General features: G+C 61.9%; 14 protein-coding genes and 1 tRNA gene. 10 read left to right on the top strand and 5 right to left on the bottom strand.

The features are described from left to right. Nucleotides 1–387: 387 nt before the first annotated feature. Together AC0L17_RS07265 and AC0L17_RS07270 are read left to right on the top strand one after the other, a co-directional pair. The gene (locus AC0L17_RS07265; protein ID WP_473515310.1) at nucleotides 388–2292 is read left to right on the top strand and encodes an ABC transporter ATP-binding protein/permease; all 1905 of its coding nucleotides are present in this window, start codon (nucleotides 388–390) and stop codon (nucleotides 2290–2292) included. A gap of 422 nt (nucleotides 2293–2714) precedes the next feature. After that, nucleotides 2715–7103, top strand: a complete 4389-nt coding sequence (locus AC0L17_RS07270; RefSeq protein WP_473515311.1) for a hypothetical protein — start codon at nucleotides 2715–2717, stop codon at nucleotides 7101–7103. A gap of 145 nt (nucleotides 7104–7248) precedes the next feature. Here AC0L17_RS07270 and gor read toward each other — a convergent pair whose 3' ends face one another. The 3 genes from gor to rpiA all read right to left on the bottom strand — a co-directional run bounded on the left by gor (nucleotide 7249) and on the right by rpiA (nucleotide 10064). After that, nucleotides 7249–8637, bottom strand: coding sequence for a glutathione-disulfide reductase (gor, locus tag AC0L17_RS07275; RefSeq protein WP_473515312.1), 1389 nt, complete (start codon nucleotides 8635–8637; stop codon nucleotides 7249–7251). A 145-nt stretch (nucleotides 8638–8782) separates the two neighbouring features. Beyond that, on the bottom strand, nucleotides 8783–9349 hold the full coding sequence (locus AC0L17_RS07280; RefSeq protein WP_473493217.1) for a DUF2059 domain-containing protein: 567 nt from the start codon (nucleotides 9347–9349) through the stop codon (nucleotides 8783–8785). Further along, complete coding sequence (gene rpiA, locus AC0L17_RS07285; protein WP_473515313.1) at nucleotides 9336–10064, bottom strand: ribose-5-phosphate isomerase RpiA; 729 nt, start codon at nucleotides 10062–10064, stop codon at nucleotides 9336–9338. Before rpiA ends, AC0L17_RS07280 begins: the two co-directional genes overlap by 14 nt. Before the next feature lie 151 nt (nucleotides 10065–10215). On the opposite strand from rpiA, the gene AC0L17_RS07290 reads away from it, so the two are divergent. From AC0L17_RS07290 to AC0L17_RS07320, 7 genes are all read left to right on the top strand, one after another. After that, entirely contained in the window at nucleotides 10216–10899 is a 684-nt protein-coding gene (locus AC0L17_RS07290; protein WP_473493218.1) for a phosphoglycolate phosphatase, read from the top strand. A gap of 128 nt (nucleotides 10900–11027) precedes the next feature. After that, a tRNA-Val gene (locus tag AC0L17_RS07295) sits at nucleotides 11028–11102 on the top strand. A gap of 447 nt (nucleotides 11103–11549) precedes the next feature. Then, nucleotides 11550–12812 (top strand): ABC transporter substrate-binding protein, encoded by a 1263-nt coding sequence (locus AC0L17_RS07300; protein ID WP_473515314.1) that lies wholly within the window; start codon nucleotides 11550–11552, stop codon nucleotides 12810–12812. 69 nt (nucleotides 12813–12881) lie between these two features. Further along, nucleotides 12882–13949: a carbohydrate ABC transporter permease gene (locus tag AC0L17_RS07305; protein WP_473515315.1), complete on the top strand. Its 1068-nt coding sequence runs from the start codon at nucleotides 12882–12884 to the stop codon at nucleotides 13947–13949. A gap of 1 nt (nucleotide 13950) precedes the next feature. Continuing rightward, the gene (locus AC0L17_RS07310) at nucleotides 13951–14826 is read left to right on the top strand and encodes a carbohydrate ABC transporter permease (protein ID WP_473515316.1); all 876 of its coding nucleotides are present in this window, start codon (nucleotides 13951–13953) and stop codon (nucleotides 14824–14826) included. Nucleotides 14827–14969: 143 nt separating this feature from the next. Next, the gene (locus AC0L17_RS07315; RefSeq protein WP_473515317.1) at nucleotides 14970–16049 is read left to right on the top strand and encodes an ABC transporter ATP-binding protein; all 1080 of its coding nucleotides are present in this window, start codon (nucleotides 14970–14972) and stop codon (nucleotides 16047–16049) included. Between the two features lie 128 nt (nucleotides 16050–16177). Continuing rightward, nucleotides 16178–16435: a PepSY domain-containing protein gene (locus tag AC0L17_RS07320; protein WP_473515318.1), complete on the top strand. Its 258-nt coding sequence runs from the start codon at nucleotides 16178–16180 to the stop codon at nucleotides 16433–16435. 93 nt (nucleotides 16436–16528) lie between these two features. On the opposite strand, the gene AC0L17_RS07325 is transcribed toward AC0L17_RS07320, so the two are convergent. Together AC0L17_RS07325 and AC0L17_RS07330 are read right to left on the bottom strand one after the other, a co-directional pair. Beyond that, nucleotides 16529–18421: a L,D-transpeptidase family protein gene (locus AC0L17_RS07325; RefSeq protein ID WP_473515319.1), complete on the bottom strand. Its 1893-nt coding sequence runs from the start codon at nucleotides 18419–18421 to the stop codon at nucleotides 16529–16531. A 344-nt stretch (nucleotides 18422–18765) separates the two neighbouring features. After that, entirely contained in the window at nucleotides 18766–19677 is a 912-nt protein-coding gene (locus AC0L17_RS07330; RefSeq protein WP_473515320.1) for an alpha/beta hydrolase, read from the bottom strand. A 47-nt stretch (nucleotides 19678–19724) separates the two neighbouring features. Here AC0L17_RS07330 and AC0L17_RS07335 point away from each other — a divergent pair, with 47 nt between their 5' ends. After that, nucleotides 19725–20177 carry a MarR family winged helix-turn-helix transcriptional regulator gene (locus AC0L17_RS07335; protein ID WP_077378063.1) on the top strand — a complete coding sequence of 151 codons (453 nt, stop codon included), beginning with the start codon at nucleotides 19725–19727 and terminating at the stop codon, nucleotides 20175–20177. Nucleotides 20178–20182 lie beyond the last annotated feature (5 nt).

Genomic DNA, 20182 nt, shown 5'->3' on the forward strand with positions numbered 1-20182 from the left:
GCGTCGATTCGTCTTCCGCAGCTTAAAAATCGGCCGATCGACCACGCTCTTGCCTCACAAAACTGTGCAAAAGCTTTCCCTTGGGGAAGATGCTGACGCTTGCATACGTGAAGCAGCAACTTCTTGAAATGATAGAGATAATCTGCGTCGAGAGCAGCATCGCATCGCGTTGCCGCTGTTGCTTAATGGCAACGGCCAGGGGTTCAATCCTCCACAAGCCCGAGAAAAGATAATTGAAAATGATCAATTGGTGTTACTGTCTGTAACAAAACTAAAAGAGGTTTGGGCGGGATTGTGATTCGGGTCGGCAGACCAGATCGACATTCAATATCGGAAAAATACCTCCGCGGCGCCGCAAGGTCGCCGCTCCTGACACCGGTTTCCTCGATGCGCAGCTTCTGGGGACTGATGCGGGCCTACTGGTTCTCGGACCGCTGGGTGGAGGCCTGGACGCTGACGCTGGTCATCGCGCTGTTTACCGCGTTGTCCAGCAAGGCTGGCGTCTGGTTCGCCGAAGCGTCCGGGGAACTGGTCAACTCGATCGCCTTCTACCACGATGCCGCAAACACCACGCCGCTCGCATCGCTGCTCACCAACGCCGGCGTGCTCATCCTTCTGGTCGTGCTCAAGGACGCGGGCTTTACCGGCATCCGCACTTTTGTTTCCGCGACACTGCATCGCAAATGGCGCGGTTGGCTGGACAGCCGTTTCAACGCAGCGCTTCTCGACACCAATCACACGCATTTCCATGCCCAGCACGGTTCCTCCGGCGCTGCTGCTCCCGACAACATCGACCAGCGCGTTCAAGAATCGATCAAGGACATGACCGGCGGAGCCATCGGCCTCGCCATGGGGGTCATGGCTGTCGCCACATCGCTGTTTTTCGTCGGCCAGAAACTGCTTGAAACCTCGGCAGAGGTGAAAGGGCTGGAGTTCCTCGGCAGCTATGGCAGCGCGGTCCTGGCTTTCCTGGCGGTCGCCATTTACGTGCCGCTGAACACCTGGATCGCGGTGAAGCTCGGCAGGTTGCTGGAACGGCTCAACATCCGGATGCAGCAATCCGAAGGCAGTTATCGCGGCGAGCTGACCACGTTCCTGCGCCGCAGTTTCCACGTCGCCGCCTCCCAGGGCGAGAATGTGCAGAGGACCATGCACGACCGGCTTTATGTCGACATCGACCGCACCTGGGCAAGGCTGAACATCGTCAACACCAGCTATCGTTCTTTCGAGCTGGTCTACACTTTCATCGGCGCCCGCATTGTCGCCTATGCGCCGGGCCTGGTGCCGTACATCCACAACCGTTTCGACCTCAAGGGCTACATAACCGGCTCCGAGATGGTCAACTCGCTCATCGGTCAATGTTCGTGGTTCATCCATGTCATGCCTTCCATTGCGGCGCTGCGCGCCAACAGCCAACGCGTGACCGAACTCGCCAACGCGATCGAAAACGTCCAGCACCCGCAGGAATTCTACAGTCTCACCGGCTGTTCCGATTTCCGCTACGACCGTCAGAACCCGGTTTTCGGCTTGACCATTCAGAAACTCGAGCTGAGCCATCAGGGCGAGGACGCCACGCCCTTCCTGAGTGCTGCGAATTTGCGCTTCCGGCGTGGCGAATGGACGTTCCTGAAGGGCGAATCCGGCTGCGGCAAGACATCGCTGATCAAGGCTATCAACGGTCTGTGGCCCTATGGCCGCGGCTCCATCGTCTTCCCGGAAGGGGTCGAAAGTTTCTACGCCGCCCAGGAGGTCAAGCTGCAGCAGGTCTCGCTGAAGCAACTGGTCTGCCTGCCCGGTTCAGAGCGCGATCACACCGACCCGCAGGTCGCATCGGCTCTGCACAAAGCCGGCCTCGGCGATTTCATCGAACACATGGCCGATGAAAGCCGTGACGGAATGAGCTGGGACCAGGTGCTTTCGGGCGGCCAGAAACAGAAGCTGGTTGTCGCTCGTATCGTGCTGCAGCAGCCGGGGCTGCTATTCCTCGACGAGGCGACCGGGGCGCTCGATCCGGAAGGTAAGATTGCCTTCCATCAAGCGATCAAGGACAATTGTCCAGATGTCACGGTGATCTCGATCATGCACGAGGCGGTGCCGCCAAGGTCGCTTTCAGGCGCCGAATTCTACCACAGCATCGTTGCCATCGCGGACGGCGTCGCGACCAAAAAGCCGCTGGCGCCGAGCCTGCCGGTCGAGCTCACCACCATCCTCGCGCACCCCAGGCCAGTCGCGGAAACAAGGCCGGTCGAGGAAAGATGGCTGCGCTTCCCGCGCCGCATCAGGCAGAAATGATGCATGTCGCGCAAAAGCATGCCCTCGGGCCTGACCCGCATCGGATTGGTGAACTAAAATTGCGATCGAGTGGCGCTGCACCATTGCAAAGGCGCTCGTGCAGAGCCTGTCTCGCGTGCGAAGCCCGCGCGACCGGTGAAGCCATGACAAGGTAGCGATGCCCATTTCCTGGAGGAGGTCTGAGTCGATCGATCTACTCCGAATGGTAGCGTTTGCCATCGGCACGCTAAACCCATTGAGCAGCTGTGCCCCGAACCGGAGGCATGTGAGAATAGCTGATTAGCTTGGGAATGACCGAGGCGTGCCGCGATGGCCACCAGCAACGGTTGCTACCGAATTTGGAGTAGACGACACCCCGCAAGCGGGCATTTGCCCCAGGGCCTTGGTTATTTCCATTTTCCGGCTTCAGCACGGGGATGGTGATGCGCAGATGGAATTCTGGTCTGGCGCCGGCAGAATCGCACCCGACCGCCAATGACGCCCAAAAGGGGCGATGGGAAGGGCGCTTAGCAACAGCCCTGCTCCGGACTTTCGGGATTGTCGTCGTCGGCCTATTCGTCGGCGCGCCTGGTCTAGCTCTGGCAGACGAGGTGCCGGGAGAGTTCCTGGGCAGGTGGAGCACACGATGCAGCGACACAAATGCGCCGAAGATCGAGATGGCCGCGAACAGCATCGCAATCACCGTCGGCGGCAAGACCTACCGATATACCGGGATTAACGCGAGCCGCACTTGGTATGGCGGCGTAAAGGCCGACGGCAACCGCGTCTGGCTCCCGACGAGCAAGCGGCCCGGACGGAACTTCGCCTTCGTAGCTGCCCCGCCCCCCTTTGGAGCTGAGGGCCCTATGGTGCTCGAGGAGGGAGTGCCGGAGGAGTCCGACGAGATCAGGTCCATATTTGGAGCACAATTCCGTCGCTGCAAGCTCGGCCTTCGGGCCTCGGCGCAGCAGCAGCTTATGCAGCCAGATGGGCCAGCGACCATCGCGGCCGGCGACGGTCAAATAGCAAACTGCAGCAGTGGCATCGTAAGGGGCTTGAAACCCGGAGGCGACGGGTTCCTGGCCGTAAGGGCCGGGCCGGGAACAAGCCACCGCATGCTGGACCGCCTTCACAACGGAGAATCGGTGTGGCTCTGCGACCAGCGCGGCGACTGGGTCGGGATCATCTACGGCCGCGAGGATTGCGGCACCGAAGGCTCGGGATACACCGGATCCTGTCGCGCCGGCTGGGCTCACGGGCGATGGATCGAACTGGCGGCGGGACCCACGTCCGTCGAGGCCGGGCGGGGACCGAGTTTCGACTGCGCTCGCGCGAGAACACCCCCTGAACAGGCGATTTGCGAATCGGCTGAATTGAGCCAGCTCGACGCGAAAATGTCGGCGGATTTTGAAGCCGCGCTTTTCGCAACCGTCAACGAGTCGGAAACTGACGCGGCCCGTAGTGCGCAAAGAGATTTTATGGCGCAACGTGATCGCTGTGGTTCCGACAGCGCGTGCCTGACGCAAGCATACAGTGAGCGGCTCTCTGCGCTGGCGGCCGCGGCAAGCCCGGTCCTCGGGCAGGAAGCTAACGCGAGCGGCTCGCCGTCTTCCCAAACCGCCGATCTTGCCGCTCTGCGCAGCCTTCCGGCGGGCATCCAGAGCATAAGCTTCGATGACTTCAATGGTATCCCGTTGTTCGGCCCTGCCGATCGGGCTTCCTTCCCCGTTTTCATGACCCTGGTCAAGCTCGGAACAATGCCTCAGTTTCTTGAGCAGAATGAGTGCACGGTCGTTCGCGCGCTTTTCACCCCTGAGTTCATTGGGCAGTTCGCCCGTCCCTATGAGTGCGCCGGCGACAGGCTCATCTGGCTCGGCGCGGACGAATTCGCCACCGCCGAGGCCAGGCGAAGCTTCCACGACAAGTATGGAAAGATGGTGCTGGCGCTTGCGCCGAAGCTGCCGCTGACCATTGCCTTCGTCGATGACATTGCGCTTGGCCTCTACGACGAGGCGAAGACGGCATTCCCTGTCGGTGGGTACAGCAACCAGTTCGGGTCGATGGGGCAACCCTCGAGCATCGCAGTCGATCTGAGCAGGGATGTCCCCACCTGGCTGAACGTTTCTTTCTTTCCCAATTTCGAGTGGCCGGAGCCATTTCTGCCTATGAAAAGCGCGGGCGCGGCGCGCGATTTCATTGCTGAAGTGAACTCCTGGCCTTATGCGGAACACAACTCTCCCATGCCTGCGGCGACCGGGCAACGTACGGTGCGCCGAGTTACGGTGCTTGAATTTGCTTCCTTCGACCCGAAAACCGCGCGCTTGGAGTTCAGTCTCAAGGCCATCAGCCTCCACAATCTCGATCTGACGCGAAAGCTTTATGATTTCCCGGTGACCAAGCCGATCGACTCTTTCTCATCGGGAGATATCCCCGAACGGCTCGTGGTCGCGTCGCCTGCGCCGCTGGACGAGTTCTATCTTAACCTCAGGATCGTTGGCGAAGCCGGCGAGAACGCGCCCGAAAAGGTATGGGCACGTTTGGTGGAACTGGTCGCGCAGCGCGACAGGGAGTTCTGGAGTCGGCCCGGGAAATCGAAAGAGGTTCTTTCCCACGACAACGCGCGGCGTCCGTTTTTCGGCAACGGTGAGGATGGCGCGGTTTCCATCGCCTTCAAGCGCTGGGCGATAGCCTACGTGGCTGGTTTACCCGACGAAATCGAACTTGTTGGCGACTATACGAATGGAAGCATCGATCGCGACGGGCATTATACTTTTCAAGCGCTGAAAGCCAACGGAGGTCCCGGAATCTACTCCGGTGCTATCGCGGCGATCGGGCTGCAATCCGACCAGGTTGTAAGCGTCGGCGGCTTCGACAATCTGCTTCTCACACTGCCCAATCGGCCTGATTTCTATGTCCTCGACGTGGACGGCGAGACCATGCTTCCGTTTGCTGGCCGCAGGCTGCTGTGGAAAGCCGTTTTCAAGACCGGTCCGCGGCAATCGGTCAGCGCCGAAGCAAGCAAGGCGCTGCTTCTTCATCTCGAGCCGATATCCCTGACTCTGGAGGAGCAAGGCGTCGAGATCGCGCGCCAGACCTTTGAAGCCGTTCCCCGGCTGGATGGCGGCTTTTCGGTTGATGCGCCCGCCTCGCCCGCCGGCGCGGCGCTGTTCGATGCTCCCGTCGCCCTTTCTGGCGGCTTGACCAATACGCTCGTTGCGGCCGCGCTTGATCCGACCCAGGCGGATGACGGCTTCGAGAGGCTGGTCATTCAGCGCTGGCACCTGGAACAGAAAGGTGAGCTGTTTGGCGGTCGGTTCTTCGTCGAAGGCAAGCGCCTTCCTGGCACGGAGGAAGCACGCGCCTTGTTTCCGGATCTCGCTGCTTGGGCCCGCGCCCGCATTCCCGCGTTTCCGATCCGGCTTACAATCAAGGCTGACGTGGAGCGTAGCCCTGGCGTCGAGTTCGCCGGCTGGCAGAGTTTGGCCTGCTTATCCGATGCATTGACACAGGATGACAGATTCCGCGTTGGGAGGGGATTAGGGGCCGCGATCGCTCAGAAGGGGCTCGCGATGAACGGAGTAGGGTCTTGGGGCGTGGAAGACGAGTTGCGCGTGGCGGCTCTTGGCCTTGAGCCGGTGGCATCATCCTTCGTTCATCAGGTCGGCTGTGAAGTTGGTTCCGGGCCTGATGCCGATCCAATGAAGATATTCGCCGTCACGGAAGCTTCCCTGCCGGTACCCCCGCCATTGGGGAAAGCGGAGAAACTGAGCGCTGAGGTCACGCTCCAGATCAACGCCATCGCGCCCGTCGACACCAAGCCAAACTATCTCGACCTCCTGCCCGACGATGTGGCCGCGCACCTGTTTTCGGGAGGGGCATCGAAGGATCAGACACCAGCAGAGACGTTCATCCGCATGGACGCCGATCTTGTCGAAGTCGCCTATCGCGATGCGAGCGGCCGGGAAATCGCCCGGCTGTCAGCCGATCCGGCGGCGACGCTTTCCGGCCTTCTTCGAAAGTTTGAGAAGAAATCCGCCGAAATTCTGCGCAAGCCTGAGGCGGGGGAGGCCTATGGACCCGATATGATCGGCATCCAACTTGGCATATCCTTTGACGAGGCTGAAGCGATCATTCAGAGGCACATGCGGGTTGGGCGGGTACTCACGGGAATGCGCGCCAGTCCGGGTGCCCAGCCGACTGGATCAATCACGCCCGCGACGTCGGGCAAGCTTTTCATTTCGGCCGACGAGCGCGAATTCGTCGCTATCTTCGATGATGCGCCAGCCGTCGAAGGACGAGTACTCGCCGCTTGGCGTCGAATCTATCTGGATCCGGAACAAATGCCGGAGACTGAGGTGATCGAAGGGTTGCGGAGCAAATATGGCACCCCAATCACGAGAACGATCGAGGCCGGCGTGCGCAATTTCTGGTCCACACCTGCTGGCAATGACTGCCAGGGATACTTCGACCATGGCGGCGCGCGTCCCGCTCTTGGCGCCTCCTGGCGCGAGAATGGCGTCCCCGCAAATCTCGCGTTGCCGGATGGTCGCCCGGTACCCGACGCCATGCTGCCGATGGCGATGGTGAACCCGCTCGATCCTTCGAATCAGCAACTCGCCAAATGCGGACCGGTCTTCACCGCCGAGTTCTCCTTCGATGCTTCCCGCAGCGTAAAGGCGGGCTATCCGACTACTGACCGGGATTGGATCGAACAAATTATCAGCGATGTCGGCCCCTATATGAAGGCATTCAGCGCGAGTAGGCTGGCTCTTCAGGGCGACGGGGCAAACGTGCCGGGAAAGGCCCAAACGGGTGCCGCGGTGAAATTCTGAGCGCAGTCGAACCTGAATAACTTTCGGGTCTGTCAAGTATGGCCATTTGGAGGGGCTGTTTGACAATTCAAAATTTGCGGTCGAGTGGCGCTGCACCATTGCCTTGGTGCATAGATGCATCATTGGTGACGATACGGGAAAAACGTCAGGCGCGCTCGCCGTCCCTCACCCGGTAGGTCGGCTTGTACATGGTGACGAGTTCTTCCGCCGCGGTCGGGTGCACGGCCATCGTGCGATCGAAGTCATCCTTGGTCAGCCCGGCCTTCAGCGGAATGCCGAGAAGCTGCGCCATCTCGCCGGCATCAGGCCCGAGGATATGGGCGCCGAGCACCTTTTTCGAGGCGCCGTCGACCACCAGCTTCATCAGCATCGTTTCGTCGCGGCCCGACAGCGTGTTGCGCATCGGCCGGAAGCTGGCGCGGTAGACCTCAACGTCGGCAAAACGCTTTATGGCCTCGTCTTCCGACAGGCCGACCGTGCCGATCTCGGGCTGCGAGAATACCGCGGTGGCGATCGTTTCATGGTCGGGCGCGGTCGGGTTGCCCTTGAAGGCGGTCTCGACGAAACACATCGCCTCATGGATCGCCACTGGCGTCAGTTGCACGCGGTTGGTGACGTCACCGATCGCCCAGATGTTGTCGATGCTGGTGCGCGAATATTGATCGACATGGATAGCGCCGGTCCTGGTCATCTCGATGCCGACGCCCTCAAGCCCCATGTTTTCGGTGTTGGGGAGACGCCCGATGGCGAGCATGACCTGATCGACCGTCAGCACTTTGCCGCCGGTGACGACTGCGTCGAGGCGCCCGTCCGGACGCTTCCTGACCCATTCGGATACGGCATGGCAGAGGATTTTTATCCCCTTCTTTTCCATCGTCTCGTGCAGCATGCGCCTGAGATCCATGTCGAAGCGGGAGAGGATCTCCTTGCCGCGATAGACCAGCGTTGTGTCGACGCCGAGGCCGTGAAAGATGTTGGCGAATTCGACGGCAATATAGCCGCCGCCCTCGATCATGATCGCGTCAGGCAATTCCTTGAGATCGAAGGCCTCGTTGGAAAAGATACAATGCTCATGGCCGGGCAGAGCCGGGTGCGGTGCCGGGCGGCCGCCGGTGGCGATGAGAATCTGGTCGGCGGTGACGGTGCGGTCCTCGCCGAGAAGATGCACCGCATGCGGATCGATCAGCATGGCGCGTGACTGAAACGTCTCGCCGCCGGCGCCTTGGACATTTTTCCTGTAGATGGCTTCCAGCCGGCTGATCTCGCGATCCTTGTTGGCAACCAATTTCTGCCAGTCGAAGCTCGCCTGCGGCACGGTCCAGCCGTAACCGGCGGCGTCGGCAAAGTGCTCGGGAAATTGCGAGGCATAGACATAGAGCTTCTTCGGCACGCAGCCGCGGATGACGCAGGTGCCGCCATAGCGGTATTCCTCGGCAATGCCGACGCGCTTGCCGAGTGCCGCCGCCATGCGCGCCGCCCTCACCCCGCCGGAGCCGCCGCCGATGACGAAAAGATCGTAGTCATAGACGGCCATGGCGCGGCTCCTTGCCCTTCAAAAATGTCTGAGACAGGTAGGCTGCAAACCGCCAAAAGAAAAGCCCGGACGCAGCCCATCCTGTCGGACGCGCAACGGAGGCGGGCTTTCCGGTCCAGCAGCGATGACGCCGCCGGAAACAGGCTCAGTTCTTCGGTGCTTCCGGCTGCGTGCCATCAGCAGGAGCCGCGGCATTTGCCGGTGCTGCGGCCTTTGCCGCCGCGGCCAGCGTTTCGCCGACCTGCTGGGCGAGATCGCGGGCGAGGCCGTTCTGCCATATCTCGGCGGCCTTGAGCAGCTCACGCGTCACGGCCTGGCCGCTGTCGAGCAGTTTCTTGCCGGTATCGGAATTGTAGAAAGCGGCGATTTCGGTAAGCTCTTTTTCAGAAAATACCTTGGCATAGGCCAGGGCCGCTTCCTTCTCGAGATCGGCGCGGCGCGAGGCCAGCGCCAGAGCCTTTTCGCTAACCGTTCTGCCGATCAGCTCCTGCATGTCCGGGTTCTTTTGAATAAGCTGCTGCTGAAGCGCGGCGGCGGCCTGCGGCAGGATGTTGTCGAACGGGTCCGTCGCGTCGATCGCCGCGACTGCGGCGCGGGCTGCCTTAAGATGCCCTTCGTTGACGTCCTGCGAGAACGCCGGTGATGAAAACGCAAAGACGGCTGAAGCTGCCAGAATTGCAGAAAAACGGCGAACCCGGTTATGCAACGTCATGATCGGTAGAACTCCCTGGTTTTCGGGCGGCATGGACGGTTTGGACGCCGTCGCCGGCTATGATGGCCGCTGATGCCAGCCCGATGAAAAGACCATGCTCGACCACGCCCGGAATGGCATGGAGAGCATTCGAAAGCGCTCTTGTATCCGGAATGCGGCCAAAAGATGCATCGAGGATAAAATGGCCGCCGTCTGTAACAAAAGGCTGGCTTGCCGTCATCCTCAATGTGACGGGGCCGGAAAGGCCGAGCCTTCCGGCTGCCGCGGCGACCGCGATTTCAGTGGCACGCAGGCCGAACGGGTTGACCTCGATCGGCAGTGGAAAACGGCCGAGCGTCTCGACCATCTTCGAACGGTCGGCAATGACGATCATGCGGGCGGAAGCCGCCGCCACGATCTTTTCGCGCAGCAGCGCACCGCCGCCGCCCTTGATCAATGTCAGCTCCGGATCGATCTCGTCGGCGCCGTCGATGGTAAGGTCGAGCTCGGGCGTTTCTTCGAGCGTCGACAGCGGCACGCCAAGCTCGCCGCAGAGGATGGCGGTGCGCTCCGAGGTCGGCACGCCGATAATGGTAAGTCCGGTGGCGACCTTTTCGGCGAGCAGCCGCACGAACTCGTCGGCCGTCGAGCCGGTGCCGATGCCAAGCCGCATGCCATCGCTGACATGGGCAAGTGCCGCCCGCGCGGCCTCGACCTTCAGTTGCCTCGCATCCATGCTTTGCCCCGGATTTCGCTTGTTTCGGCGCTCCTAGCACCTTTGCCCGTCCGGTCAAAGACTTTGCCCTGTGGATTGAGCTGGCACGGCTTGCCTGGATAGGCTGCAGCGGCTATCGCCTGCCGGCAGCGCAATCGTCACAGGACATGCCATGACCCGACCGATCATCGTGTTCGACCTCGACGGGACGCTGGTCGACACAGCGCCGGACCTGCTCGACAGCCTCAACCACAGCCTTGCCGCCAGCGAACTCGCAGCCGTCGACGAGGCCGGCTTCAAGCGCTTCGTCGGCCATGGCGGCCGGGTGATGATCGAGCGCGCGCACGCCGCGCAGCAGAGATCGCTGGTGGTGGAGGAACACGACCGATTGCTAAAACTGTTCCTCGATCATTACACCGACAACATCCCGGGCAAATCGCGCCCCTACCCCGGCGTCGTCGAGGCGATCGCCCGATTCGAGGCAGCCGGCTATCTCCTGGCCGTCTGCACGAACAAATACGAAGCCAACTCGGTGGCGCTGATCGAGGCGCTCGGCCTGGCGAAGCATTTCGCTGCGATTTGCGGTCAGGACACGTTTGCGTTCCGCAAGCCCGACCCGCGCCATCTGACCGAAACCATTTTGCTGGCCGGCGGCGATCCGCACCGCGCGCTGATGGTCGGTGATTCGCAGACCGACATCGATACGGCGAAGGCGGCCGGCATTCCCGTGGTGGCAGTGGATTTCGGCTACACCGACCGCCATGTGCGCGAATTCGAACCGTCGGCGGTGATCTCGCATTTCGATGCGCTGACGCTTGGTCTGGCCGAACGCCTGATTGCCGCTGCCGGGCACTGAGCGCGACGGCGACCGGACCGCTCCCGGCGGGGTTGCATTCGGTCTTCGTCGGAACGCCAGCACATCGCCTTGACTTCCCCGGCCGGCCTCCCTTATATCGCGGCGCGCTTGGCCTTCGGGCAACGAGCGGGCGATTAGCTCAGCGGGAGAGCACACCCTTCACACGGGTGGGGTCGCAGGTTCAATCCCTGCATCGCCCACCAATACCCGCTTCCCGTACAAAATTACCACCGCTTCGGAGCCGCCTACGCTTCGAACTTCCGCCTCATCGCAAGGTTTGCCATGACCCGGTTCATGCGATTCGCCAGGCAGCCGGGGACACATCACAAGGCGCTGTCTACCCTTGGAATCGCTCAGGCTGCACATTGAACGCGGCCGGGAGAAAGTTGACGGACGACAAAATCGTCCTAGGTGAACTGCTATCTCAGTGGCCCGCGAACTGACGAGGGGAAATCGCCGTCGACCTCCTGCTCCGATTAGTAAAACTGCGCAATTGCAAATGCGTCCGGCTTCCGCGAACATTGCTGGACCCCATCAAGGGCCCGTAGCGGCCGACCCGAAACTGAGCGCTGGCTTCCCGGCCCGCTGTCCTGGCGGCCTCGACCTTGGATCCAGCCGGCGACCTTAAAGTCGAAAGGGAGGAATAACCGATGAACCTGACAAAACACCTTGCCGGTGTGGTGATCGCGTCGACCTGTCTGTGTGCGCCCGCGCTAGCGCAGACCAAGTTGACCATGTGGTATCACGGCGCCGGCAATGAGGTGGAGTCGCGAATCCTCAACCAGATCATTTCCGACTTCAACACCAGCCAGTCCGACTGGACGGTGACCATCGAGAGCTTCCCCGAGAAGAGCTACAACGATTCCGTCGCGGCGGCGGCCCTGGCGGGCAACCTGCCCGACATCCTGGATGTGGACGGGCCTGTCATGCCCAATTGGGCCTGGGCCGGCTATCTGCAGCCGCTGCCGATCGACGAGAGCGAGTTCGCCGACTTCCTGCCCGGCGCCAAAGGCGTGTGGGATGGCAAGCTCTATTCGGTCGGTCTGTGGGAGGCGGCGGTGGCGCTTTTTGCACGCCAATCGACGCTGGATGAATTGGGCTTGCGCACCCCGACCCTCGACAAGCCTTGGTCGCGCGAGGAATTCATGGCCGCGCTCGACGCCGCCAAGGCCTCCGGCAAGTATGAATTCGCCCTTGATCTCGGCATGAACGACCAGGCCGAGTGGTATTCCTACGCCTTCTCGCCGTTCCTGCAGAGCTTCGGCGGCGACATTGTCGACCGTTCGACCTACAAGACCGCGGAAGGCGCCCTGAACGGCGAGGCTGCGCAGGCGTTCGGCAAGTGGTGGCAATCATTGTTCACCGGAGGCTATGCGCCTGGCACCAGTGAGGACCCGGCCGATCAGCAGACTGGTTTCATCGGCGGCAAGTTCGCCTTCCAGTGGAACGGCAACTGGCGCGCGGTGGCAACGATGGAAGCCGTGGATGACGTTGTCTTCCTTCCAGCCCCCGATTTCGGCGCCGGCAACAAGATCGGCGCGGGATCTTGGCAATTCGGCGTATCGGCCAAGTCAAAACATCCGGAAGGCGCTGCCGAGTTCATCAAGTTCGCCGCGCAGGACAAGTACCTGGCCGCCTTCTCCGACGGCATCGGCCTGATCCCGCCGACGCCCTCGGCGGCGCAGATGACGAAGAACTACAAGGATGGCGGCCCGCTCGCGGTGTTCTTCGACCTCTCCAAGGCACAAGCCCTGGTGCGCCCGGTCACCCCGGGCTACGTGGTCCAGGCCAAGGTCTTCACCAAGGCACTGGCCGATATCGCCAATGGCGCCGACGTGGCCGACACGCTTGACGCGGCGGTCGACGAGATCGACGCCGACATCGAAAGCAATGGTGGCTACGGTCACCGCTAGTTCTGTCGCGCCGGGGTCCTCGCCAGCCGCGGACTCCACCCTCTGTGGCTTGCTGGGCGGATACCGCGAATGGCGTCGAAACTAACCCTGTCGAACCGGGCGGGCTGGACATTCGCCCTGCCGGGCTTCGCACTTATCTTCACATTCATCGTGCTGCCGTTTTTCTTCGCGATCGGTCTGTCATTGACAAATCAGCGGCTGCTGTCGCCGAACCCGACCCAGTTCGTCGGGTTGGAAAACTATCAGCAGCTCCTGGGCCTTGCTGTGGTGACCCTCAAGCCAGAGCGCGACGATGCTGGCGAAGTGGTCCGAAACGCGGCCGGCGAAATCCAGTATCCGCGCCTGCGCGAGATCACCCGTAGCGACGACTATCCTCAGTATCGCGGCATGCGCGAGTGGTTTCGCTGGCAGTCCGGCGAGAACGTCATGGTCGTCATCGCCAACGACGTTGTGTTCATGAAGGCGCTGGTAAACACCTTCCTGTTCGTTTTGGTCGTGGCGCCGGTACAGGGCAGCCTCGCGCTGATGCTTGCTTTGCTGATCAACCACAAGGTCAGGGGCATCAACCTGTTCCGGACCATCTACTTCATGCCGGTGGTGGTCTCCATCGTCGTGGTCTCGCTCCTCTGGCGGTTCATCTATGACGGCCAGAACGGGCTGTTGAACAGCATCATCCAGGCCCTCACCTTCGGCCTCTTCCAGCCCGTCGACTGGCTCGGCAATCCCTCGACGGCGCTGCCCGCAGTCATGGCCATGTCGATCTGGCAGGCCGTCGGCTTCCACATGGTCATCTGGCTGGCGGGGTTGCAGACGATCAGCCCCACGCTCTACGAGGCCGCCGCCATCGAGGGGGCTTCGAGATGGCAGACCTTCCGCTATGTCACCTGGCCGGGCCTGCGCAACACCGCCGTGCTTGTCCTTGTCGTGATCACCATGCAGGGCTTCGCGCTTTTCGCCCAGATCGACGTGATGACCAGTGGCGGTCCGCTCGACAGCACCCAGACCCTCGTCTTCCAGGCGGTCGAGCGCGGCTACGGCAAGCAGGACATCTCCGGCGGCTCGACCATCTCGGTCATCCTGTTCGCGATCGTGCTGGCGATCTCACTCATCCAGCGCTGGCTGACACGGGAGCGTTAGGATGGCCTTCGATCCCGACAATTACGGCCTCAGGCTGTTCGTCCGCTATCTGGTGCTGTGCCTGATCGCGCTGATCTTCGTCTTTCCGCTCGTGTTCATGATCAACTCGAGCTTCAAGCCGGACAGTCAGCTTCTCGCGGACACTTCCAGCCTGCGTGCATTCCTGCCCATCGGCGACATCAGCCTCAACAACTATTTCGGTGCGTTCCGGCGGGCGCCGGTCGGCCTGTTCGTCCTGAACTCGGTTCTGGTCACCGGGGTGACCGTCCTTCTCTCGCTGCTGATCTGTTCGCTGGCCGCGTTCTCCTTTGCTTTCCTGCGGTGGAAGGGGCGCGATGTCCTGCTCTCGATCGTCATCGCGACGCTGATCGTCCCTTTCGAGACCATCGCTATCCCGCTCCTGCTCTTGGTCTCGAAACTGCCCTGGATCGGGCTTGATGGGCTGCATTGGGGCTGGCTCAATAGCTACCGGGTGCAGATCATCCCGTGGATCGCCGACGGACTGACGATCTTCCTGTTCGTGCAGTATTTCAAAGGGCTGCCGGGCGAACTGATTGAGGCAAGCCGGGTGGAGGGCGCGAATTGGTGGCAGGTCTACTATCGCGTCGTCATGCCGCTTTCAGGGCCGGTACTGGCGACTGCCGCCATCCTGAAATTCCTCGTCATGTACAACCAATATCTCTGGCCGCTGATCGTGGTGCAGCAGGAAGGCTATCGCCCGGTCATGGTCGGCCTCGGCTACTTCTTTCAACTCAACGTCGCCTGGGGCGAAGTCATGGCTTATCTCACCCTTATCACCGTCCCGGTGCTGGTCTTCTACCTGTTGCTGCAGCGCGCCTTCATCGCGTCGATCGCCTCGACCGGCGTGAAGGGCTGACTGCATGGCTCTCGCGCTCAAACGCCAATGGATCTGGCGCCAGTGGATCTGGGACGGCCGGTCAGCCCCATTCCTCAAGGCCGACCAATCGATCGGAGACCCCGAATTGCCGCACATGAATCAGGAAACGGGAGCCATCGCTCATGGCTGAGGTCTCACTCAAGGGCGTCAAGAAATCCTTCGGTCGCGTCGAAATCATCAAAGGCGTCGATATCCACATCAACGACGGCGAGTTCGTCGTCTTTGTTGGACCGTCGGGCTGCGGGAAGTCCACGTTGCTGCGCATGATCGCCGGACTCGAGGACATAACCGAAGGCACCCTCGAGATCGGAGGCCGGGTGGTCAACCAGCTGCAGCCCAAGCAACGCGGTGTTGCGATGGTGTTCCAGAGCTATGCCATCTTTCCGCACATGACTGTGCGCGAGAACATCGCGTTCGGCCTTACGATCGCGGGCGCTTCCAGGCAGGAAAAGCAGCAGAAGGTGGCCGAGGCCGCACGCATCCTGCAAATGGAACATTTGCTCGACCGCCGGCCAAGTCAGCTTTCGGGCGGCCAGCGCCAGCGCGTCGCCATCGGGCGCGCAATCACCCGGAAACCGGCCGTATTCCTGTTTGACGAGCCGCTCTCAAACCTCGACGCCGCACTGCGCATGGACATGCGCATGGAAATCGGCCGGCTGCGCAGGCAACTGGGCACAACGATGATCTATGTCACCCACGACCAAGTCGAGGCGATGACGCTGGCTGACAGGATCGTCGTGCTGAAGGACGGTCAAGTCATGCAGATCGGAGCGCCGATGGAGCTCTATCACGAGCCGGCCAACAGGTTCGTAGCCGGCTTTCTCGGAGCCCCGTCGATGAATTTCCTGAACGTCGACGTCCTCGCCCTCGATGGCGAAGCGGCAATGGTTGGCAACCAATCCCTGGAGCCGATCAGGGTGGCGACCAGAAGGCGCGCCTTCCGGAAAGACGGCAAGGCCATCCTGGGTGTCCGTCCGCAGCACCTCCGGCCGGTGCAATCTGGAAAAGGCTTGCTGCATGGCATCGTGGCACATGCCGAGCGATTGGGCAGCGAGACGGTCGTCGACCTGACACTTCGCGATAACAGCGAACTCATTGCCGCCTTCAATGAAGACAAGGTCTTTGAACCGGGTGACGCTCTGGAACTCACGTTCGACACGGCCTTGGCCCACCTCTTCCCCGACGAGTTGCAGACGCATTAGCGTGAGCAACGACAACAGGAAGCGTCGGCGCAATTCGCTTGTGTCCATTCCGGAACCCGGAACAAACCTGCCCGGAACAAACCAGCATGGCCGCGAGTTTCTACTTTTGCGAGAAGCGAGGGAAAGCCATGTTCAGACTTGTTTTGGCGACAGGCGTCGCAGTTCTCTTTTTCGGTGAACCGGCCCCTGCCGCAGACGGAAGTCCGTTGCCGCCGCAGAATGCCAGGAAACTGTCGGAGATAATCGCCAAGGTCGAGCAGCGCGACGACTTTCGTTACGTCGACGAGGTCGCCTGGGACACCGGCGCCTACACCGTTACTTATTACACGACCGACAAGGCGAAGGTCGAAATCACCTACGATCCGGTGACAGCCGAGCCCAAATAGATCGCCCCTCCAGGCAATACGTGCCCAGCTCGGCGACGCTCATGGCGGCGCGGCCGGCTTCCGGCGCCCGCTCTCCCCCGCGTTAGCCCGTCCTCAGATCGCCGGCGAGCGCACTGCTTGCGTGCTGTCGAGCGCCTGCTGCAGCCGCGTGTCGCGGTCGTAGACGTCGCTGAAATATTCGACCTTGCCGGACATATCAGGCCAGGCGGTGAAATAGGCGACATAGACCGGGATCGTGCGCGCTACCTTCTCCGTCGCATGTCCGTGCTTCAGCTTCTCCGCGATGTCATCGACCGAGGTGCCGAGCACCGCCGCTGCCATGCCGCGCGGATCCTGCAGGCGAACGCAGCCATGGCTGAGCGCGCGCATGTCACGCTCGAAAAACGTCTTTTGCGGCGTGTCGTGCATGTAGATGGCGTGCTTGTTGGGGAACAGGATCTTCAGTTCGCCCAGCGCATTGGCCTCGCTCGGCAGCTGGCGCACGCCATAAGGTATTTTTGCGCCATAGGCGCCCCAATTGACCGAGGAGGACGGAATGCGTTTGCCGCGCGCATTGACCACTTCGTAGCCGGCGCGGTCGAGATAGCCGGGATCCCTGCGCAGCCGGGGCAGCATCTCGTTGACGAGGATCGACTGCGGCACGCCCCAATAGGGATGGAAGTCGACCTGCTCGAGTTGATCGTAGAAGAAGGAAGTCTGGTTGGTGGTCTTGCCGATGACGACGCGGGTCTTCAGCTTCTCCTCGCCATTCTCGATGTAGCTCGCGGTAAAGGCCGGCTGGTTGATGAAGACACGCGGGCTGCCGAGATCGGATGGCAGCCAGCGCAACTCTTCCAGCGCGACATGCACCTTTTGAATCTTGTCGGCCTTGGACGTCCCGACCAGCGCCGCGACGGTGCGCGGACCGATGACGCCGTCGCCCTTCATGCCGGCCTTTTTCTGCACCGCCTTGATGACCGGCACCAGTTCCGGATCATAGACCTCGCTGGTGGCGAGCCTGGCCAATATCTCGCCATAGGCGGCGCCCATCTCGTCGTCGAGATTGCGCGCGATTTTCGCCAGAAGCTTCGGCAGTTCGGGGCTGCTCTCTTCCGGCTTCAGCAACAGCTTGGGATCGACGACGATCTCGTCGTCGACGCTGGCCTGAAGTGATTCCAGTTCGACGCGCAGCGCCTGGTATTCGGCGTTCTGCGGATGCCGTGATTCGAGATAGGTGCGCACTTGCTGGGTGCGCGTCAGCGTTTTTAGCACGCCTTCCATGTCGAGCGGCTTGGCCGGGAAATCATAGTAGCCGGTGATGCGATTGGGATCGACGCGGCCACTGTGCGCGTCGCGGACATAGCGCAAGACGCGCGCTGACAGCGCCATCTCGAAGCGGACGAGCTGCTTGAGCCGCGCATCGGCGCTGCCGGTCGATGCGCCGGCGGCAGGCACTTCAACCGTATAGTCGGCCGGCGTGAGGCCATAGCTCGTCGCCTCGCCAAGCACCCGCACCGCATCTTGCGCGCGGCTGTTGGCATTGGCTGCCGTCACCCAGATGAAATCCGGATTGGCCGCGTAATAGGCGACGAGCGCCTTGGCGATATCCTTCTCGGCGTAGAGCTCGTAATCGTGGAGTCCGGCAATCGCTTCGCGGAAGGCAGCGCCGGTGGCGGACGACGGCTGGAATGCGGCGTCCTGCGGCATTGCCGGCTCCGGCGCTGCCGTCAGCGTCGAGAAGTCGACGCGCACGAGCGGATCGCTCTTGTAGGTGTAATAGGACGGGCTGCGGATACGAGAGGCAGTGGGCGCCGTGGCATATGGCTTGTATTTCGGCCTCTGCCTTGATGGCGGCAGGGGGTAATCACCTCGCGGCGAATGCCTGACACCACCGCCGAAGAGCCTCTCGAAAAACCCTTGCGCGTCTGCCTGCGGCACGCCGAAGGCCAGCATTGCCGCGACCGCCGCAAGCGGCATCACGGTTGCCTTGTTTCCGAGGAATTTCATGGAATCACCCGCTCCGGCTGCAGCCGGCTCCCGTTCCGCATCGCTTGACGGTCTCGCCCACCGCATCATGGATGTAGGGCGCGACTACACCGATTCATACTGATTTCGTTAAGCTTTCATAAATTTCAGAACGTCTCTGTTGCAGAACAGTTTCACAACGGTGGCAGCCGAAGCGAATCGGCTCCGCTCCGGCTCCAGCGAATAGCACTGAGGCCGGGCGATGACGCCGCCGGCGATGGGAATCAACTCGACCAGCCGCATTCGGTTGCAAGGAAGCGCTCTTCCTCGAATCGCTCTTCCTTGAAGCGGTCGACTTTTGACACGCAGGTCGAAGCCGTCGCTGTTTAATGCAGCGATACCGGCTCCCGGTGCTCGGCAACGAAGCCGACCGCACGCTCGACCACGCCCTTGTCGGCGAGGATGCGGCGGTGGCCGAGCCCGTCGGCCCAGTACAGCCGCACATGGTCGCCGGCCCCGGCATAGAGCCTTGCATGGTCGGCGGACACCTCGCGGTCGTCCGGCGCATGGATGACCAGCGTTGGCACCGGCGTGCCGGCAAGCTGGCGGTCGCCGGTGAATTCGTGCAGCGGCCGGCCGGCGATGCGTTCGACCCGGTGGGCCATGGCGGCCTGCGAGCGTGGGCCGACACTGAGCATGCGGCTGAAATCGTTGAAGATCGCAGGCAGTGAGCTCGGCGCCGCGATCAGCACCAGCCGCCCGGCCGCCAGCGGCGGAATGGCCTTGACCGAACCGGCGACGGCATTGGCGGCGACGGCGCCGCCGAAGGAATGGCCGACGACCGCCACGAACGGGCCGAACCACTCGCCGGTCAGCCGAGCGGCCTCGACAGCGCTGACCAATGTCAGCCGGCGGCCCTGCGATTGGCCGTGGCCCGGCAGGTCGAGCGAGACAACCTTGTAACCGGCGGCACGATAGGCTTCGATCAGCGTGCGCATATATTCGGTGCGCGAACGCCAGCCATGGATGACGAGCACCGTGCCGGCGGCCCGCCTGCCCGGCTCTGGCCTGAATTCATGCACCATGACGCAGCCGTTTTTGGTCTTCAGCCGATGATGGCGCGCCTCGGCCATGAAGCCGGCGGCGCGGTCGACGGCGCGTCGCTCGCCGTCGCTGAGAATTTTGGCGTTCGGCGTGCGGCAGAACAGTTCGAATGCCGCGCGCCCGGTAAGGCGGGGAGCCACATGTTCGGCGGCGGCAAACACGCCCCGGATGACCTTCAATCCAAATGATGCCATAGTGGCGATCCATCCATTCGTTCAAGCATGAACATAATAGTTCAAACATGAACATTAAACAAGAGCTGCCCTGGGACAACCCGCGTTTTCGCAACTGGGTCGCGGTGGCGCGCGCCTGCCATGTCCTGGAGCGCACCCTGGCAGTGAAGCTTGCGCCGCTGGACCTGAAGCCGGCGCAGCTCGACGTGCTGATGAACCTTTACCGCCATCCCGGCATGTCGCAGCACGATCTCGCCCGCCGGCTGCTGGTCGGCCGTTCCAACATCACCATGCTGCTGCCGCAACTCGAGACACGCGGCCTGCTGCGCCGCGAAGGCGATCAGAAGGACAAGCGCGTGCTGCGCCTGACCCTGACCGAAGCCGGCACGGAACTGCTGATGCAGGCGCTGAAGGTTCATATGGCGCTGATCGAGAAAGCGATGAGCCAGTCGACGCCGGAGCAATGCGACATGATCGGCGAGCAGATGCGCAAAATTGCCGACGTGCTCAGGGAAGCGTGACCCGC

The organism is Mesorhizobium sp. WSM4829 (assembly GCF_055811475.1).

Coding starts and splice junctions, on each gene's coding strand:
- AC0L17_RS07305 (WP_473515315.1), top strand. CDS start 12,882: ATGGCGTCGAAACTAACCCTGTCGAACCGGGCGGGCTGGACATTCGCC.
- AC0L17_RS07300 (WP_473515314.1), top strand. CDS start 11,550: ATGAACCTGACAAAACACCTTGCCGGTGTGGTGATCGCGTCGACCTGT.
- AC0L17_RS07330 (WP_473515320.1), bottom strand. CDS start 19,677: ATGGCATCATTTGGATTGAAGGTCATCCGGGGCGTGTTTGCCGCCGCC.
- AC0L17_RS07320 (WP_473515318.1), top strand. CDS start 16,178: ATGTTCAGACTTGTTTTGGCGACAGGCGTCGCAGTTCTCTTTTTCGGT.
- gor (WP_473515312.1), bottom strand. CDS start 8,637: ATGGCCGTCTATGACTACGATCTTTTCGTCATCGGCGGCGGCTCCGGC.
- AC0L17_RS07310 (WP_473515316.1), top strand. CDS start 13,951: ATGGCCTTCGATCCCGACAATTACGGCCTCAGGCTGTTCGTCCGCTAT.
- AC0L17_RS07265 (WP_473515310.1), top strand. CDS start 388: ATGCGCAGCTTCTGGGGACTGATGCGGGCCTACTGGTTCTCGGACCGC.
- AC0L17_RS07335 (WP_077378063.1), top strand. CDS start 19,725: ATGAACATTAAACAAGAGCTGCCCTGGGACAACCCGCGTTTTCGCAAC.
- rpiA (WP_473515313.1), bottom strand. CDS start 10,064: ATGGATGCGAGGCAACTGAAGGTCGAGGCCGCGCGGGCGGCACTTGCC.
- AC0L17_RS07280 (WP_473493217.1), bottom strand. CDS start 9,349: ATGACGTTGCATAACCGGGTTCGCCGTTTTTCTGCAATTCTGGCAGCT.
- AC0L17_RS07290 (WP_473493218.1), top strand. CDS start 10,216: ATGACCCGACCGATCATCGTGTTCGACCTCGACGGGACGCTGGTCGAC.
- AC0L17_RS07325 (WP_473515319.1), bottom strand. CDS start 18,421: ATGAAATTCCTCGGAAACAAGGCAACCGTGATGCCGCTTGCGGCGGTC.
- AC0L17_RS07315 (WP_473515317.1), top strand. CDS start 14,970: ATGGCTGAGGTCTCACTCAAGGGCGTCAAGAAATCCTTCGGTCGCGTC.
- AC0L17_RS07270 (WP_473515311.1), top strand. CDS start 2,715: ATGCGCAGATGGAATTCTGGTCTGGCGCCGGCAGAATCGCACCCGACC.